This window comes from Collinsella aerofaciens, assembly GCF_020709435.1.
In the GTDB taxonomy this organism is placed as follows: Bacteria; Actinomycetota; Coriobacteriia; order Coriobacteriales; family Coriobacteriaceae; genus Collinsella; species Collinsella aerofaciens_AU.
In genome coordinates this window covers 19,918-36,580 of the sequence record NZ_JAJFDP010000003.1, presented here as the reverse complement: position 1 = coordinate 36,580, position 16,663 = coordinate 19,918, and the positions used below count along the sequence as shown (strand labels likewise).

Below are 16,663 nucleotides of genomic sequence, written 5' to 3'. Positions count from 1 at the left end.
GAGCACGATGCCTTCCGCCTTGCATGGGCCGTTCCATCCCGCCCCTGCAGCAACTGCCTCACGGGCTCATTGAAAACCGCATAGCACCCCAACGTCAGCACATCACCCACGGCAAGCACATCACTCACGACAACCAACACATCAACAAACAGCACGAACATCAACCGATTGGAGAAGCTATGACAAACCACCACGCTGAAGACGGCGATAAGAAAAGCATTCTGGATGCCCGCATTGAGCGAGCATATGCAAACGAATATGACGCCGCCTTTGCCGCCGCGACCATCAAGAACTACGCGTCGCTACCGCTCGCGACGATCTTGGCCGATCACCCTCAACTGCTGAAGCGCTGCACAAAGATCATGGGCGACCCCGACATTCGCAAGCTGACAGACCCCTATGCCCCAAAACGCGACAACGATTCGCACATTCTTACCGTAGGCTGCCTAGCCCATATGCTTACGGCGCTCGACACGAAACTCAAGCTCGAATGGGAACCCGACGAGCGTCATGAACTCGAAAGCAAGCGGAACACCCTGCGCACCGCACTGTTCCTTCCGTTGGACGGCCTCAAGCGCTGCAACGTCGAGCTCAATTCACAGGCGCGGCAAAAGCCCGGGACCACGGGGCAGAAAACTCCTAGACCCCATGTGGCCATCGTCGACCGCAACCGATATAACCGCATGACCGCGCACTTTTCTGCCGAGGGAGCAGCCATAAGGACGCTGATCGACCTGCTGTGCCTCCTGAGCATCAACGAACTATTTGAGGGCTATCTCGCCCTTGTTCCCGCGACGGCACCCAAGTCGGTAGCAAAGATCATCGAGACCTGCAGACGCCAGTTTGAGCGCCATCGCAATGGCAGCGAGATGAACGCCAGCATCGCGCAGTACTACGCGGCTCATTACAAAAATGACGGATGTGCCCCTATCGAGCATCAGCTGCGGCTCGCCTACACCACGCCCGTCGCAACGCTCCATCGCTTTGGAGCCCTTGGCGCTTGCGAGCCGCACGAACAGGCAGCCTGCCCCACAACCGAGCTCGATCTCAGGCTCGGACGAACCCTGTAGCCCGCCAGCCCCTCCGCGGGCAACAATCCTATTCCACAACACAACCAACAGAAAGGAGTCCTCATGGACACCAATCATTCCCCCATCATCAGCCCCCTCACCATGCGTGAATCCGCCCGAGGTATCACGCTCACCAGCATTTACGATGAGATGCTCGCCCGTCGCGAGCTCTCCGTCATGGGAAACATCGAAACCCCGATGGCCCACGACCTATGCCAGCAGATTCGTCTGCTCGATGCCACCGACCCCAGCCGCCCCATCACCATATTTGTCGCCAGCGCCGGCGGAAGCGTGCGATCGGGTCTTGCGATCTATGACGCCATGCGCCTCGCATCGTGCCCCATCCGCACCGTCTGCCTGGAATTCGCCGCGTCCATGGGCGCCGTGATCTTTATGGGCGGCGACGATCGCCGTATGGCGCCCCATGCAGAGCTCATGATTCATGACCCGCTGATCCCCCAGGGGGCAGGCGGCTCGGCACTTGCGTTGCAGGAAACCAGCCGGCGTCTCATGCAGACCCGCAAGACCCTCACGCAAATCCTCTCGGACCGCAGCGGCCTCACGCCCAAGCGCATCCAGTCCCTCACTGCAAAAGACACCTACCTTTCGGCCGAGCGCGCCGTCGAGCTCGGCTTTGCCCACGAAATTCTCTCGACCACCAAGGAGGTCGCCCATGTCTAACCTCGCCAGCCGCCTCGCCGCATCTGAGTCCGCATCGTCCACCATCCTCGCCAAGGATCGAACGCTCTCCTGCGACACCCGCCAAACGGGACTCAACAACAACGCACTTGTGATCGGCCCCTCGGGAGCCGGCAAGACCCGAAACGTCCTCAAGCCCAACCTGCTGCAAATGAACGCAAGCTACATCGTGCTCGACACCAAAGGCACGCTCTGTCGCGAAGTGGGACCCGTGCTGGCAGCCCACGGTTACCGCGTGCAATGCCTCAACTTCGCCGACCTCAACACCGTCCCGGCCCTTGCGCCCGGCATCGAGCGCTGCGGCTACAACCCCCTGAGGCACATTCGCCGCAAGGCGGACGGCAGGCCCAACCAGCAGGACATCCTCTCGGTGGCAAAGGCCATCTGCCCCATCGAGGACAACAACCAGCCTTTTTGGGATCATGCGGCGGCAAACCTGCTGTCGTGTCTTATCGCCTACGTCACCGAACAGCTACCCGCCGACGAGCAGACGATCAGCTCGGTCATCAAGCTGATCGAGCACCTGCAGGACGGTGCCACGGGTCGATTGTTTGACGACCTGATCACGACCGACCCCCAAAGCTATGCCCTCTCGCTATGGCGGCGCTACGCCATTACGCAAAATGCCGAGCGCATGCACGCGAGCATCGTCGGCATCCTTGCCGAAAAGGTCATGTGTCTGGGATTCGACGGTGCGGCACAGCTCTATCGTGAGTGCCATCAGGTGAACTTCGCTTCCATGGGACACACCCCCTGCGTCCTGTTTGTAACCGTGAGCGATATTGACCGCAATCTCGATCCGCTGACCGGCCTCTTTATTTCGCAGGCGTTTATGGGCCTCATTCGTGAGGCCGATAGGCAGCCCGACGGCAGCCTGCCCGTGCCCGTGCGCTTTATGCTCGATGACTTCGCAAATCTGCAGATCCCCCAGATCGACAACGTGCTCTCGATTATCCGAAGCCGCAACATCTGGGCAACGCTGCTGCTGCAGTCGACCAACCAGCTCGATGCGCTCTATGGCGAGGCACGCGCACGCTCCATCATGGGCAACTGCGACACGCATCTGGTGCTGGCGTTCCAGGATCCCGAGAGTGCCCGGGTGTTTTCCGACCGCGCCGACGCGCTGCCCAGCACGCTCATGGCGACGCCGATCGATCGCTCGTGGCTCTTTGTGCGCGGTCGCACTCCCGAACAGGTCGAGCGCTTTAAGCTCGAAGACCATCCGCTCTACGGGGAGCTGCCCGAGGCGCAGCGAGACCATGCGGAGGCCGAGATCTAGGCGCAGGGTTCTCGCGGCGCGCGGCGCCCCAGCGATGTTCCACAAAGGCCGTGCGCCCCGGGACTACGGCAAAGCAAAGGGGCCCGCATCCGATAGGATACGGGCCCCTGACTATAAGGCGCGATGCGTTAACAGCAGCGACTACTTGCGATGCGCGCGATAGAACTCGATGAGCGCCTGGGTCGAAGCGTCCTGCTCGGCCTTGGCGGCGTCATCGTGGAAGGCCGGGGTAATCTGCTTGGCAAGCTGCTTGCCCAGCTCGACGCCCCACTGGTCGTAGGAGTCGATGCCCCAGACCGTGCCCTCGACAAACGTGATGTGCTCGTACAGGGCGATGAGCTCGCCGAGTGCGAACGGGGTCAGCGTGTCGCCGAAGATCGAGGTCGTCGGGCGATTGCCCTCAAAGCAACGGGCCGGGACGATCTGCTCGGGCGTGCCCTCGGCACGAACCTCATCGGCCGTCTTACCAAAGGCGAGCGCCTTGGTCTGGGCCAGGAAGTTGCCCAGGAACAGCTCGTGGACATCCTGGCCGCCGTCGGTCGCAGGGTTGGCGGTATTGGCGAAGGCGATGAAGTCGGCCGGAACCACCACAGTGCCCTGGTGCAGCAGCTGATAGAAGGCATGCTGGCCGTTGGTGCCGGGCTCGCCCCAGAAGATCTCACCGGTGTCGGAGGTCACGGCGCTGCCGTCCCAGCGGACATGCTTGCCGTTGGACTCCATGGTGAGCTGCTGCAGGTAGGCCGGGAAGCGGTGCAGGTACTGGCAGTACGGCAGCACGGCGTGGCTCTTGGAACCGAAGAAGTTGACGTACCAGACATTGAGCAGGCCCATCAGCGCGACGGCGTTGTTCTCGAGCGGGGTGTTGCAGAAGTACTCGTCGATAGCGTGGAAGCCCTCGAGGAACTGCTGGAAGCGCTCGGGGCCGAGCACGACGATCAGCGACAGGCCCACGGCGGAGTCAACGGAATAGCGGCCACCGACCCAGTTCCAGAAACCGAAGGCGTTGGCGGGGTCGATACCGAAGGCCTCGACCTTCTCGAGTGCGGTGGAAACGGCGACGAAGTGCTTTGCCACGGCCTCGGCGTTCTGCTCATCGGAGCCGTCGATGGCGCCCTGAGCCTTGAGCTGCTCGAGCATCCAGGTCTTGACCTCGCGGGCGTTGGTGAGGGTCTCGAGCGTGGTGAAGGTCTTGGAGACGATGATTACGAGCGTGGTCTCGGGATCCAGGCCCTTGAGCTTCTCGGCCTGGTCGTTGGGGTCGATGTTGGAGATGTAGCGGCAGTCGATACCGGCGTCGGCATAGGGACGCAGAGCCTCGTAGGCCATGACCGGGCCCAGGTCGGAGCCGCCGATGCCGATGGACACCAGATGCTCGATCTTCTTGCCGGTAACGCCCTTCCACTCACCGGAGCGCACGCGCTCGGCGAAGGCATACATGCGGTCGAGGACCTCGTGCACGTCGGCGACGACGTCCTGGCCGTCGACGATGAGCTGGCCCTTCTCGCTTGCCGGGCGGCGCAGCGCGGTGTGCAGGACAGCGCGGTCCTCGGTAGTGTTGATGTGCTCGCCAGAGAACATGGCGTCGCGGCGCTCCTCGAGCTTCACCTCGCGGGCAAGATCGCACAGCAGCTTGACGGTCTCATCGGTCACCAGGTTCTTCGACAGATCGAAGTGCAGGTCACCGGCGTCAAAGCTCAGTTTGTTCACGCGGTCGGCGTCAGCAGCGAACCAGGCCTTGAGGTCGATACCTTCGGCCTCGAGCTTCTCCTGATGAGCCTCGAGCGCCTTCCAAGCGGCAGTCGACGTAGCATCGATAGGTGCGGCAACAGTTGCCATAGAGTCCTCCTCAGCATACGGGCGCACGCCTCCATGCGCCCGGACATTCAGATGCCACTATTCTAGCGCAGGTCAAGACTACAATCAGCGAGCGTTGCCAATCGGCCCCCAAACGGCAACCGATTAAAAAGGGACAGGCTTATTTTGGCAGGTCAAACGCTTTACCAACCAAAAATAACCCGTCCTTTTATGGCAAATATTAGGCCGCGGCGCAGATGCTACCGAGCAACTCACGCAGAGGAGACCCGATGCCCTCCAGCAGTTCGGGCGCGATAATGGCAAAAACGGGAACCTCACCGGTGCCCACGACAGCAGGCGCCTTGCCCTCCGAGAGAATGCATCCATAAGGGACAAAACCGTCTTCGCCGGCATCGAGCGCCGCCATGCGACGCGCGAGCTCGCGCGCAAAGCCAGCAGTATCGGCATCGCCAATCGCCAGGACAAAGTCCACGCCCTCATCGGTTGCCAGGGCTACGGCCTCATCGACCAAATCGTCTCCCCCGTCGCCCCCGGCCGAACCGCAACGAAAGAGTACGCGTTCGAGCAGGGCACGATCGAGCGAGCCCAGCGCCGCCGAAACGAGCTCATCGCGCGTGTGCTTGTCGCCTCCCAGCACGACCAGTGCCTTGGTGCCGCCATAGTGGGCAACCAATCGCCCGCACCAGCGAGCCACATCCCCATCCGCAACCAAGCGCGTCGGCATACCAAACCCATAGTTGACCATTATCCCCACAACCCTTCCGTGCTTTATGGTGGTATCGATCGTTAGGCTCATGCTACGAAGCGAGCTTTTCCGAGCTGTTTCGCGCTCTTTAGGGCTGCGTTAAAACCCCGATGAAGCCGCACGACCATACTTGCCAAAAAGGGACAGATTTTGACGGTGTCCGGACGAGCGGGTATTATCGAACAGATATTCGATAAGAACATGTGTTTGATGGAGGGACACGGATGGCGCACGAGCAGCACACCTATATCTGCATCGACCTCAAGACGTTTTATGCCAGCGTCGAGTGCGTCGACCGTGGGCTCGATCCGCTCACCACCAACCTAGTCGTTGCCGACGAATCGCGCGGACGCACGACCATCTGCCTCGCCATCACGCAGGCCATGAAGGACTTAGGTATTCACAACCGCTGCCGCCTATTCGAGATTCCCGACGGCATCGACTACATCAAGGCCGTACCGCGCATGCAGCACTACATGGAGGTGTCGGCGCAGATCTACGGTATCTACCTGGAATACGTCAGTCCGCAAGACGTTCACGTCTACTCAATTGACGAGTGCTTTATCGACGTGACACCCTATCTGGACCTCTATCACACCGATGCGGAAGGCTTCGCCTGCATGTTGCGCGACGAGGTCCTGGCGCGCACCGGCATCACGGCGACGGTCGGCATCGGCCCCAACCTATTCCAGGCCAAAGTTGCACTCGATATCACCGCCAAGCACGTACCCAGCCGCATCGGCATACTCGACGATGAGACCTTTCGCAAGGAAATCTGGCCCCATCGTCCCATCACCGATATCTGGGGCATCGGCCCCGGCGTGGCAGCACGACTCGAAAAATACGGCGTCTACGATCTGATGGGCGTCGCGGCGCTCGACGAAAACCTGCTTTACGACGAGCTCGGCGTCAATGCCGAGTATCTCATCGACCACGCCTTCGGACGCGAGCCGACAACCATCGCCGATATCCAAGCCTATCGCCCGCAAGCAACTTCGACCACCACAGGACAGGTGCTCTCGAAGGGCTATGCCTACGAGCAGGCCTACACCGTCTTGCGCGAGATGGTCGACAACGCCGTGTTGGACTTGATCGATAAGCACGTGGTCTGCGACAGCATCTCGCTCTTTGTGGGCTACGCGAGCGAGCGCGCCGACATACGCAGGCTTGATGCCAGCGGTACTGCACAATATGTGGACGGATGCGGACACCTGCGCTCGAGTACGTCGAGCATCGAACCCACCGCAACCGCCGGCCCCGAGCTCGCGCCCCGTGCTCCCAAGCCCGTCCAGCGCGATGACGAACGGCGCCGCCTGGTGCGCGAAGCGCAGGCAATCGATGGCATCTTTGTGGGAGAGCATGGTGGCAAACCGCGTGGTGGCTATGCCGCGCTCTTTGCGCACTCCAACGCCTCGCGCAAGCTGCCCGAGCGTACCAATTCGTTTAAGAAGATCATGGGCTATTTCGATGAGCTCTGGGCGCAGACTGTCGATCCCAAACGACCGGTCAAGCGCATCAACCTGGGCTTTAGCAATCTTGTGCCCGAGGAATTTGCCACCATCGATCTGTTCAGCGATATCGAGGCCGATGAGCGCGAGCGCGACCTGGCGCGCGCCGTCCTGGCCGTGAAAGGCAAGTACGGCAAGAACGCGCTCGTCAAGGGATTAAGCTTTACCGCCGGCGCCACCGCGCGCGAGCGCAACGATCAAGTTGGAGGACACCGTGCCTAAACCCAAACAACAGCCCATGCGCCCGCCGACCGCCTTCGAGCGCCTGGCGGACCCCGAGGGCAGACGCCGCGCAGCCGACCCCAACCTCACTGCCAACGGTGCCGTGCGCGCCAACCGCGCCGCACAGTTTATGCCCTTTGCCGCCCTCACGGGATACTACGAGCTCGTGCGCAAGCAGGAAATCACCGTCGAGCAAAAACGTGAGCTCACGGAAGAAAAAGCCCTCGAGCTTTCGCAAAAGCTCGAGGGCCTCAAACGCGGCGACTTGGTGCGCGTCACCTATTACGATACGTACGGCTATCGTAGCCGCACGGGCATTCTCGACGAAGCGTTACCCGCATTCAAGCTGCTCAAACTCAGGGATATCGCCATCAACTTCGACGATATCCAGGACATTGAGCTACGCGGACGAGCCTAGCGACGAGAACGCTTGCGCAAGACGAGAGCAATGCCAAGCACTGCGGCAGCTGCAACCAGCAATCCCAAGACCAGCGTGAGGGTCGAGTCGCCAGCGCGAGGCAGCGAGCCGTCCTTCGGAGTCTTCTTAGCGGTCGTCGTGACGGTGGTCGTGGTGCTGCTCGACTGGTCGTTGCCACCCGTCTGGCTGCCGCCAGGCTGATCGCCGCCACCCGGCTGCGAAGGATCGGTGGGTTCCGTCGGATCCGGAGTACCGGGATCAACCGGATTCTCCGAATTCTCCTTGCGCTGGATCCAGACCTGGCAACCATAGAACGGGTTGGCGGTACCAAGGCACAGACCCTGGTTGGTCACCGCAAAGGTGCGCAGACCATGGTTATACGGATCGTTAAAGCCATTGGTCGTCAGCGTCGTAAAGTTCACGCCGTCCTCGGTCACATACATATCAAAGCCGCGCTCGGCATCGCGCAGGTAACACATGCACGTAAGGACACTCTGCAACTTCTTGAGGTTCTCCTCGCTCAGCAGCTTATCGAGCGCATCCTGAATATCGCTCGGCAGCTCGGTGCCATAGGCATCCTCGTACTGCTGCTTAAGGCTCTCATAGCTATCGAGCATGTCCTGATACTGGTCGGCAAAGGACTTGAAGTACGCGATCTCGCCATCGATCTTCTGGACATAAGCGGCGTCGTCCTCAAAGTCCTGGGGCATCGTCGCGGCCTGATCGCAAAGACCGCCCGCGGCATCCTCCAGCGCATCGCTCAGATCGCCAAAGCCCTTAGCAACCTCGGTCTTCTCGTCATCGACATCGACGGCCTTGTTTGAATCATCAACCTCAGCAGCTTCGTTCGAATCATCGACCTCGACGGCCTCGTTTGAATCATCGTCCGCAAGCGTGTTCACGGGAACGATGGGGTCGTCAGGCGATTTCTTGTCGAGCAGGTGATTGAGCAGGTCCCTAAGGCGCTGAACCTGAGAGTCCCACTCCTCGGGCGTCATATCGATAATGTCGCCATTGGAGAACTGGCCGATCGGCTCAAGCAGGCTCGCGGTATCAAAGGTACCGATATACAGCTTGCCGTCGAACTTCTGCATGCGCCAAATGTACTGGTTCTCGTTTCGGCCAAAGCCCGAAGTCAGGCCGGAAATACCGCCCTCGGGGAACATGTCGGTGCGATCGCCAACGACGAGCTCCATGTTCTCGTCCTTGTCCATGCGATAGATGTTAACCGACTGCTCAAGATTGGCATTCACAAACGAGCAGTCAACGCCACCCATGCTGCTCTTGCCGCCCTCTTCGGTGTTGGATTTGTTGAACAGGATGCGCTCGAGGGCAATCTCCTCGTCGTTGTATTCACCGATATAGAGGTAGTCGTTGTAGACGATGAGGTTGGCAGCGCCAGAACGGGTACGGGCAGGATCGATGCCAAAGCAATACTTTGCACCGTCCGCCTCCTGGTCGCCGACAATCGGAGTCCACGAATAGCTGCCGTCGGCGTTCTTGTCGCCACGGACCATGGCAAACGACTGCATGGAATTATCATCGGGGGCATTCTCGGGCGTACCGGTGCAGATGGTCGCATAGAGATGGCCATTGTACGAGACCATATCCCAAATGGCGCCGCCGTAGATGCTGTCCTGATAGCGAATCGCCGGATAGTTAAACAGCCTATCCGAGTTGGCAATCTCGGTGAAGCTCTCCTGGCCCTTCGAGGGGTCAGACGACGTCAGGATTGTCGACACAAACTTACCGGCCGCGTCTTTACCCACGTTGCTGATGACGAGCTGGCCATCATGGACGCACATACCGCGGATACCGGTTGAGATGCCCTGCTTGTAGGCAGCGCCGTAATCCTGTATGCTCGAAAGACCCTGATAGACGACCTTGTACTCATCCGTCTTAGGATCGATCTCATATACAGCAGGCAGACCGCTTTTGCCGCCATTGGTCCTAACGCTGCCGCAGAAATAGAGTTTGCCCTTATAGCTCACGGCATTGCGGAACAAAGGAGCGACGCCGTTGAGCGATTCAGAGAGCAGCAGCTTGGTCTCACCAGTCTTGGTATTGATCTTGACCAAGATGCCGCCGCTGTCCTTGTCGGCCGTGCCGTCCTCCTTCTGCTGTCCGTAGAAGAACGTGCCGTTAAACATGGCCTCCAGCGTCAGACGCATGGTCTCGGCATCAAAGGAATCGCCCAGCGTGCCGTTCATGAGCGTAAGCGTGTTGCCCATCGCCGCATAGCAGGTGCCCACATAAAGCCAGTCACCATAGCTCGCAGCCGCCCACGTGTAGCTCTGGCCGCGATCGCCTTCGTTGTTGGCAGTATTACCGTCGGCGCCCGGAACGGCAACGACACCGTCACCCTGGTAGTCGACGATGCCATCCGGCTGCGACGTTCCTACCGTAGGATGCGAGAGCTTCTCAAAGGAATACCCATTTCCCGCATTGTAGGTAACGGAACCCGAAGCGTCTTCGGCGTGCGCCGGCAGCGGCGATACCAAGATAGCGGCAAGCGCTGCCACCAAGCCAAGTGTTCCCACTCGTCTCATAAGGTTATAGCCTCCCCTGTCCTAAAGCCCAGTTTTAGCATTCTTCATTTCTGTCCACGGTTAATTGCAATCTGAGCACAGCAATAATCAACGCGTAATTATACATCTGTAATTTTTTGGACGGGTTAACGGATGCTCAATTGGTAGCGAATTCCGCGCAAACCGTCACCAAGCTCCACTTTTGCCGCATCTAAAGGTTATTTTTTGCGCAAATATTTGGATGCCGATAGTCACCATGGGCAGGAGGCCGGTACCCACCGGAGAGGGGAACGCCTACATTTTCATAACGTAATAGCCCGCGCCCCTCACCGCCGTCTCGAGCGTGTCGCGATCAACCGGGCGCTTCGAGCGCACGCGCGCTGTGTGGTCCGCGTACGTTACCGTTGCCCACACGCCGTCCAGCGCATTGAGAGCATTCTCAACGTTTTGAACACAGCCATCGCAGCTCATGCCGCCGATGAGCAACTCATCGCTATAGGGGTAGTGGGACGGATCGGTATCCGTCACAACAACCTTTTTGGCCTTCTTGCCGCTCGCGCCATCGCTGCAACAACTCTTCCCGTGTGTCGAAGCGACAATGCGCCGCAGGCCAAAGAACATGCCAACGACAATCACGGCAAGCACAATGAGATTCGCAGGGTTGAGCAAGTCACTCATGCGTTCCCCTTTCAAGTAGCCCTATCTAGATACCCCCATGGGGTGTCCCCATCTTAACCCAAAAACATGTCCGTTCGGTCAATTAGTTTCCCTGTTTAAACTTTTTAGTTGACCAAGGCTTACTTTCGTGTATAAGTTTTCCTAGGCTAACAGTGAGGACCAGAAGGAGCGCCGTGACTCGAACCATAGACATTCCAACGTTTCAGGCAGCGGTCGTGCGCAACTGCTCCCCCACGCTCGCGAGCATCAAGCCGGCATCGCTCTTTACCTATCCCGGCGTTTACGCCAACCAAAACGGAAAACCCGGCGCCGCCCATATCGAAGGGCGACGCTCTCGCCTGCTCGCCGTCATAGCCCAATGCAACCGCGAGCTCCAGCCACTCGGGATCCATATGAGCGTTTTGGTCTGGCGCCCCTGCGGAGCGCTCAACTATGTGTACCGCCCTGCGGACCTCATGCGACACCTCTCCGACCCCCGCGCCACGACGGCGCTTGCCGCCGAAGGTTACGATGTCCACAACCTGCCCGCATCGCTGGTGCATCTCGCCGCGCGCATCACACTGGCAAGCAGCAATGCCGCAGAAAGCGCCTATGACGGCAGCGTCTGCGCACTCGCGCGAAATAGGCACTGCGATACGGGGTGCATGTGCGAGTTCCCCCACGAAATTGGCTATTTTTTGGGCTATCCCTACGAAGATGTCCATCAGTTTATCGTCCAGCGCGGCGAGAACTACAAGGTCTTTGGGGCCTGGAAGGTCTACGAAAATGTCGAGCAGGCGCTTGCGACGTTTGATGCCTACCGTGCCTGCACCCAATACTTCACCTTTGTCTATCAGCAGGGCTGCAGCCTGGCGCAACTTGCCCAGGCAACCCGATAGAACGTACAAGCCGCGGCCTGCGCCGCACAACCGAAAGGACAAAACATGAGCAAGATCGCTGTCGTCTATTGGAGCGGCACGGGCAATACCGAGGCCATGGCAAACCTCGTCGCCGAAGGCGCCACGTCCGCGGGTGCCGAGACTGAGGTCATCTCCTGCGCCGACTTCTCCGCAGACAAAACCGCCGACTACGACGCCTTCGCCTTCGGCTGCCCCGCCATGGGCTCCGAGGAACTCGAGTACGATGAGTTCCAGCCGATGTGGGACGAGGTCAAGGAGACTCTCGGCGACAAGAAGGTCGTCCTCTTTGGCTCCTATTCGTGGGCCGAGGGCGAATGGATGGACAACTGGAAGGCCGACGCCGACGAGGCGGGCGTCAACGTCGTCGATTCCGTCATCTGCTACGACGCCCCCGATGATGAGGGTGAAGCGGCCTGCAAGGCCCTGGGAGCGGAGCTGGCCTAACGAAGCCGTCAGAAAGTCGCAAGGCAACTGACAGCCGAGTACCGCACAACAACAGTCGCTCATGCCCAAACAAAAACGGGGACCGGATATTCACATCCGGTCCCCGTTTGTTATATCGACAACCTCGACGCGTTGCTACGAGATATTGCCCAAGAACGCCTTGGTGCGTTCGCTCTTGGGGTGGTCGAAGACCTCGCTCGGCGTACCCTCTTCCACGATAACGCCGCCGTCCATAAAGACCACGCGGTCGGCGACATCGCGGGCAAAGCCCATCTCGTGCGTCACCACGATCATGGTCATACCGTCACGTGCAAGATCGCGCATGACACCCAGAACGTCGCGAACCAGCTCGGGGTCGAGCGCCGACGTGGCCTCGTCAAAGAGCATGACGTGAGGATTCATCGACAGGGCGCGGGCGATCGCCACGCGCTGTTGCTGACCGCCCGAGAGCTGGCTCGGCATAAAGTCAATGCGCTCGGACAGGCCAACCTTGGTCAGCTCCTCGATGGCGATCTTCTCGGCCTCTTCCTTGCTGCGCTTGAGCACCTTTTGCTGCGCGAGCATGACGTTCTTTTTGACTGACAGGTGCGGGAACAGGTTGAACTGCTGAAAGACCATGCCCAAGTGCGTGCGCACTTTGTTGAGGTCGACACCCTTGGCGCACACATCCACGCCCTCAACGATGATCGAGCCGCTCGTGGGATGCTCCAGACGATTGATGCAGCGAAGCATCGTCGACTTGCCCGAGCCCGAAGGACCCAGGACTACGACGACCTCGCCCTTGTGCACATCCAGATCGATATCGCGCAGGACCACGTTATCGCCAAAGGCCTTCTGGAGATTCTTGATGCTGACGACGACCTCGTTCGAGTTATTGGTTTCGCTCATGATAGGACCTCCTTACAGACCGGCGATGTGATCGGCGGGCGTCGCGACGACCTGTCCGGAGCTCTTGGTGGGACGCTTCTTTTTGGTTTCGGCCGTACCCAGCAGCCTCGCCTCAAGACCGCTCACCAAGCGCGCAAGCGGCAGAGTGATGACCAGGTAGAACAGCGCGGCAACCACGTACGGCGTGATGGAGCCCGTCGTGGCCACGATGGTGCGGGCGTTCATGACGATCTCGACCACACCCACGGCGGCAAGCAGCGACGTATCCTTGTAAAGCAGGATAAACTCGCTGGTCAGCGTAGGCAGGACATTGCGGAACGTCTGCGGAATCATAACGTAGAGCAGTGTCTGGAAGGCATTCATGCCCAGCGAGCGAGCAGCCTCGTTCTGGCCCTTGGGGATCGACTGAATACCGGCACGGAAAATCTCGCACAGGTACGCAGACGAGTTCATGGCCATGACGATAACGCCCAAGACATAGTCGTCCACCTTGACGCCGGCCAACGGCAGACCGAAGAACGCGATATAGATCTGCAGGAACGCCGGCGTACCGCGGATGATATTCACATAGATGCCGGCAAGGCAACGCAGGATGCGCGACTTGGAAATACGCATGAGCGACAAGGCAAAGCCAAAGGGAATTGCCAGCGGAAACGCCACGAGCACGATCGAGAGCGACATGAGAAAGCCTTTGAAAACGATCGGCAGGCTCTGGACTAAAATGACCGGGTTCAGGAACAGGCGAAGGAACATGTTGGAATTCCATGCCTCGACCCACGGCTGCTCCTTAAGATCGGCCAGGAAGTTATCGAATGCCGTCACGCCCTTGATCTCGACGGAAGGAATCTTGGAAATCTTCTTGGTCGAACCGTCGGCGAGCGTATAGGTGCCGCTAAAGGCCTCATCGCCGCCCTCGACGGGGAAGGTCACGCCGTAAACCTCGACACGGAAAAAGCCGCCGGCAGGCGCCGTCTCGCCAAAGTCAATCTTGAGCGTCTGGCCGTCAGCCTTGCACGTGGGCTTCATGGGCGTACGATCCATGAGGTCCTCGCCCGAGAGCATCGTCAATCGCGTGTCATCGGTACCAAACGTCGTGCCGTCGACAAACGTCAGCGAAAGACCGCTCAGTTCCTCGTCGGCATCGGCCTGAACTTCCCAGGTGATGCGCGTCTCGGTACCGCCGACCACAGCGCTGCCCGAACCGGTATTGGGTCGGGCGGTAATCTTTGCGGTCTCAAGCGCCTGGGCGGTCGTGGGCGCATATGCCCCCGCACACACCAGCGCGAGCGCCACGGCCATGACGCAGGCTAGCTTTTGGAGCAAGGCAGGCAGTGGAAAACGCTGCTCCGCGGCCCCTTTGTTCAGTCGAGACAAGGTGGCTCCTATCGTAGAAGTTGCCGGCAAAACGAGACGGAAATGCTCTCCGTCAAGAGAAGCGCAAAGGCCCTCTCCGCCAAAACGGAAAGGGCCTGCGCACAATCAAGTAGCTATTTTACTTGATGTTGTACTTAGCCATGAGGGCGTCGACGGTACCGTCGTCGGTCAGGTCCTTGATGGCCTGGTTGATGTCGTCCTTGAGCTTGGTGTTGCCCTGGTTGATGGCGATGGCGTACTCCTCGCCGGTGCTGATCTGCTTAATGGTCTGGCAGGTGTTGAACTGCTCGGCGGTCAGCTGGCTGGCAACGGAGCGGTTGGTGACTACGGCGTCGCCCTTATCGGACTGCAGGGCGCTGAAGCACTCGGTAGCGTCCTTGTAGGGGACGATCTTGGCCTTGGGGAAGTTCTCCTGGGCAAAGGACTCGGCGGTCGAGCCAGACTGGACGATGATGGTAGCGTCGGCATTGTTGAGCTTCTCGCTGAAGTTGTCGGCCGTGATGTCGGTGTTATCGACCTTGGTCACGATAGCCTGATCGTCCATGTAGTAGGAATCGGAGAAAGTGACTTCCTTCTCACGCTCGGGCGTGTCGGTGATAGCCGCGATGGCGACGTCGTACTTAGCGCCCGAAGCGACACCGGGGACGAGCGTGTCGAAGTCATTGTTGACGTACTCGACATCCAGGCCCAGCTTGTCGCCGATAGCCTTGATGAGCTCAAGGTCAAAGCCCTGATAATCGCCGTTGTCATCCTTGTACTCAAACGGAGCGTACTCGGCAGAGGTGCCGACGGTCAGCGTACCGTCCTTGACGAGCGCGTACTCCTTGGAGCCGTCGACCTTCTCGACCTTAGCGTCGTCAGAGCTGCTGGAACCGGCATCAGAACCAGAGGTGGCGTTGGACGAGCCACAGCCCGTCAGTGCGAGGGCGAGCGCCATGGCGCCCGTGGCGGCAAATGCGCCAAGCTTCTTGAGCTTCATAATCAGTCTCCTTCCGGTGACCCCGTTTGATTCAGAGGTCTGCAAAAACTGATGGCTATTATGCACCCGCTTGGGAGAATCTGCAATTAGAAAACTGATTGAAACAAACCCATAACGTGAATGGAACACTGCACTTTGTGACAGTCATTACTGCTGCAACGACCTTAACAGTCTGATTTCAGCCGCATAACCTGCAAGTTCGTTCGGTGTCTCCAAAATGAATGGCAATGCGCGCAAGCGGCTATTCGATACAATATTCTGCATAACCTGCATACCGCCGCCAAACTCTTCACTACCCAAATAACCCTTACCGATGCATTCGTGGCGGTCCTTATGGGCGCCGCAAGGGTTCTTCGAATCGTTGATATGCACGGCGCGCAAGCGCTCGATACCCACCACGCGATCGAACTCGTCGAGTACGCCGTCCAGATCATGGATGATGTCGTAGCCGGCATCACTCACATGGCAGGTATCCAGACACACGCCCAGCTTGGCCGACAGCTCTGGACGTCTGGCAGCAACACCCCCGATAATGCGCGCCAGCTCTTCAAAGCTACGGCCCACCTCGGTACCCTTTCCTGCCATGGTCTCGAGCAGCACCGTCGTCTGCTGCCCCTCAAACATCACCTGGCACAAGGTGTCGACGATCATCTGAATGCCGGCATCAGTCCCCTGCCCCACATGCGCGCCGGGGTGGAAGTTGTAATAGTTGCCGGGCAGTGCTTCCAGACGCTGCAAGTCCTCGGCCATTGCCTCCAGGGCAAACTCGCGCGCCCGCTCTTTGGCAGAACAGGGGTTGTAGGTATACGGGGCATGCGCCACCAGCGGTCCAAAGTCGTTTTGCGACATAAGCTCGCGCAGAGCCGCCACGTCATCCATGTCAAGGTCTTTTGCCTTGCCACCGCGCGGGTTGCGCGTAAAGAACGCAAAGGTATTGGCGCCAATGGACAACGCCGTCTCCCCCATTGCCCGATAGCCCTTCGTCGTCGAAAGATGACATCCGATCGTCAGCATCTCCAACTCCCCTTCATCAGTTGCGGTGAAATACGGTCTATTGGTGCCTTATTTTGGCGCAAACAGACCGTATTCCACCGCAAGTTATAAAAGGGGCATCAGG

The 16,663-nt window shown here is 59.3% G+C and carries 15 protein-coding genes; 7 read left to right on the top strand and 8 right to left on the bottom strand.

The window, feature by feature from the left end:
- The first annotated feature begins 179 nt into the window (after positions 1–179).
- The 3 genes from LK493_RS02975 to LK493_RS02965 all read left to right on the top strand — a co-directional run bounded on the left by LK493_RS02975 (position 180) and on the right by LK493_RS02965 (position 3,048).
- Positions 180–1,070 carry a hypothetical protein gene (locus LK493_RS02975; protein ID WP_195544144.1) on the top strand — a complete coding sequence of 297 codons (891 nt, stop codon included), beginning with the start codon at positions 180–182 and terminating at the stop codon, positions 1,068–1,070.
- Positions 1,071–1,133: 63 nt separating this feature from the next.
- Positions 1,134–1,751 carry an ATP-dependent Clp protease proteolytic subunit gene (locus LK493_RS02970; RefSeq protein WP_022094432.1) on the top strand — a complete coding sequence of 206 codons (618 nt, stop codon included), beginning with the start codon at positions 1,134–1,136 and terminating at the stop codon, positions 1,749–1,751.
- Complete coding sequence (locus tag LK493_RS02965) at positions 1,744–3,048, top strand: VirD4-like conjugal transfer protein, CD1115 family (protein ID WP_227790078.1); 1,305 nt, start codon at positions 1,744–1,746, stop codon at positions 3,046–3,048. Before LK493_RS02970 ends, LK493_RS02965 begins: the two co-directional genes overlap by 8 nt.
- A gap of 141 nt (positions 3,049–3,189) precedes the next feature.
- On the opposite strand, the gene pgi is transcribed toward LK493_RS02965, so the two are convergent.
- Both pgi and LK493_RS02955 read right to left on the bottom strand, forming a co-directional pair.
- Entirely contained in the window at positions 3,190–4,884 is a 1,695-nt protein-coding gene (pgi, locus tag LK493_RS02960) for a glucose-6-phosphate isomerase (RefSeq protein WP_035138859.1), read from the bottom strand.
- Positions 4,885–5,083: 199 nt separating this feature from the next.
- Positions 5,084–5,608 carry an iron-containing alcohol dehydrogenase gene (locus tag LK493_RS02955; RefSeq protein WP_035138860.1) on the bottom strand — a complete coding sequence of 175 codons (525 nt, stop codon included), beginning with the start codon at positions 5,606–5,608 and terminating at the stop codon, positions 5,084–5,086.
- A gap of 224 nt (positions 5,609–5,832) precedes the next feature.
- On the opposite strand from LK493_RS02955, the gene LK493_RS02950 reads away from it, so the two are divergent.
- Positions 5,833–7,338, top strand: coding sequence for a Y-family DNA polymerase (locus LK493_RS02950; RefSeq protein WP_148345626.1), 1,506 nt, complete (start codon positions 5,833–5,835; stop codon positions 7,336–7,338).
- Complete coding sequence (locus tag LK493_RS02945) at positions 7,331–7,756, top strand: hypothetical protein (RefSeq protein ID WP_227790077.1); 426 nt, start codon at positions 7,331–7,333, stop codon at positions 7,754–7,756. The genes LK493_RS02950 and LK493_RS02945 overlap by 8 nt, the downstream gene beginning before the upstream one ends.
- Here the strand turns inward: LK493_RS02945 and LK493_RS02940 are convergent.
- Positions 7,753–10,305, bottom strand: a complete 2,553-nt coding sequence (locus LK493_RS02940) for a hypothetical protein (RefSeq protein ID WP_227790076.1) — start codon at positions 10,303–10,305, stop codon at positions 7,753–7,755. The genes LK493_RS02945 and LK493_RS02940 overlap by 4 nt on opposite strands.
- A 273-nt stretch (positions 10,306–10,578) precedes the next feature.
- A complete protein-coding gene (locus tag LK493_RS02935; RefSeq protein ID WP_227790075.1) occupies positions 10,579–10,962 on the bottom strand; it encodes a heavy-metal-associated domain-containing protein in 384 nt (127 codons plus the stop codon).
- Between the two features lie 173 nt (positions 10,963–11,135).
- Here LK493_RS02935 and LK493_RS02930 point away from each other — a divergent pair, with 173 nt between their 5' ends.
- Together LK493_RS02930 and LK493_RS02925 are read left to right on the top strand one after the other, a co-directional pair.
- Positions 11,136–11,840, top strand: coding sequence for a DUF3793 family protein (locus tag LK493_RS02930; protein WP_227790074.1), 705 nt, complete (start codon positions 11,136–11,138; stop codon positions 11,838–11,840).
- A 45-nt stretch (positions 11,841–11,885) separates the two neighbouring features.
- Positions 11,886–12,305 carry a flavodoxin gene (locus LK493_RS02925; protein WP_227790073.1) on the top strand — a complete coding sequence of 140 codons (420 nt, stop codon included), beginning with the start codon at positions 11,886–11,888 and terminating at the stop codon, positions 12,303–12,305.
- Positions 12,306–12,440: 135 nt separating this feature from the next.
- Here LK493_RS02925 and LK493_RS02920 read toward each other — a convergent pair whose 3' ends face one another.
- The 4 genes from LK493_RS02920 to LK493_RS02905 form a co-directional block, all read right to left on the bottom strand.
- The gene (locus tag LK493_RS02920) at positions 12,441–13,193 is read right to left on the bottom strand and encodes an amino acid ABC transporter ATP-binding protein (protein WP_225093387.1); all 753 of its coding nucleotides are present in this window, start codon (positions 13,191–13,193) and stop codon (positions 12,441–12,443) included.
- A gap of 12 nt (positions 13,194–13,205) precedes the next feature.
- Positions 13,206–14,567: an ABC transporter permease subunit gene (locus LK493_RS02915; protein ID WP_227790072.1), complete on the bottom strand. Its 1,362-nt coding sequence runs from the start codon at positions 14,565–14,567 to the stop codon at positions 13,206–13,208.
- A 118-nt stretch (positions 14,568–14,685) separates the two neighbouring features.
- Positions 14,686–15,546: an ABC transporter substrate-binding protein gene (locus tag LK493_RS02910; RefSeq protein ID WP_227790071.1), complete on the bottom strand. Its 861-nt coding sequence runs from the start codon at positions 15,544–15,546 to the stop codon at positions 14,686–14,688.
- 147 nt (positions 15,547–15,693) lie between these two features.
- Entirely contained in the window at positions 15,694–16,560 is an 867-nt protein-coding gene (locus LK493_RS02905) for a deoxyribonuclease IV (protein ID WP_227790070.1), read from the bottom strand.
- Positions 16,561–16,663 lie beyond the last annotated feature (103 nt).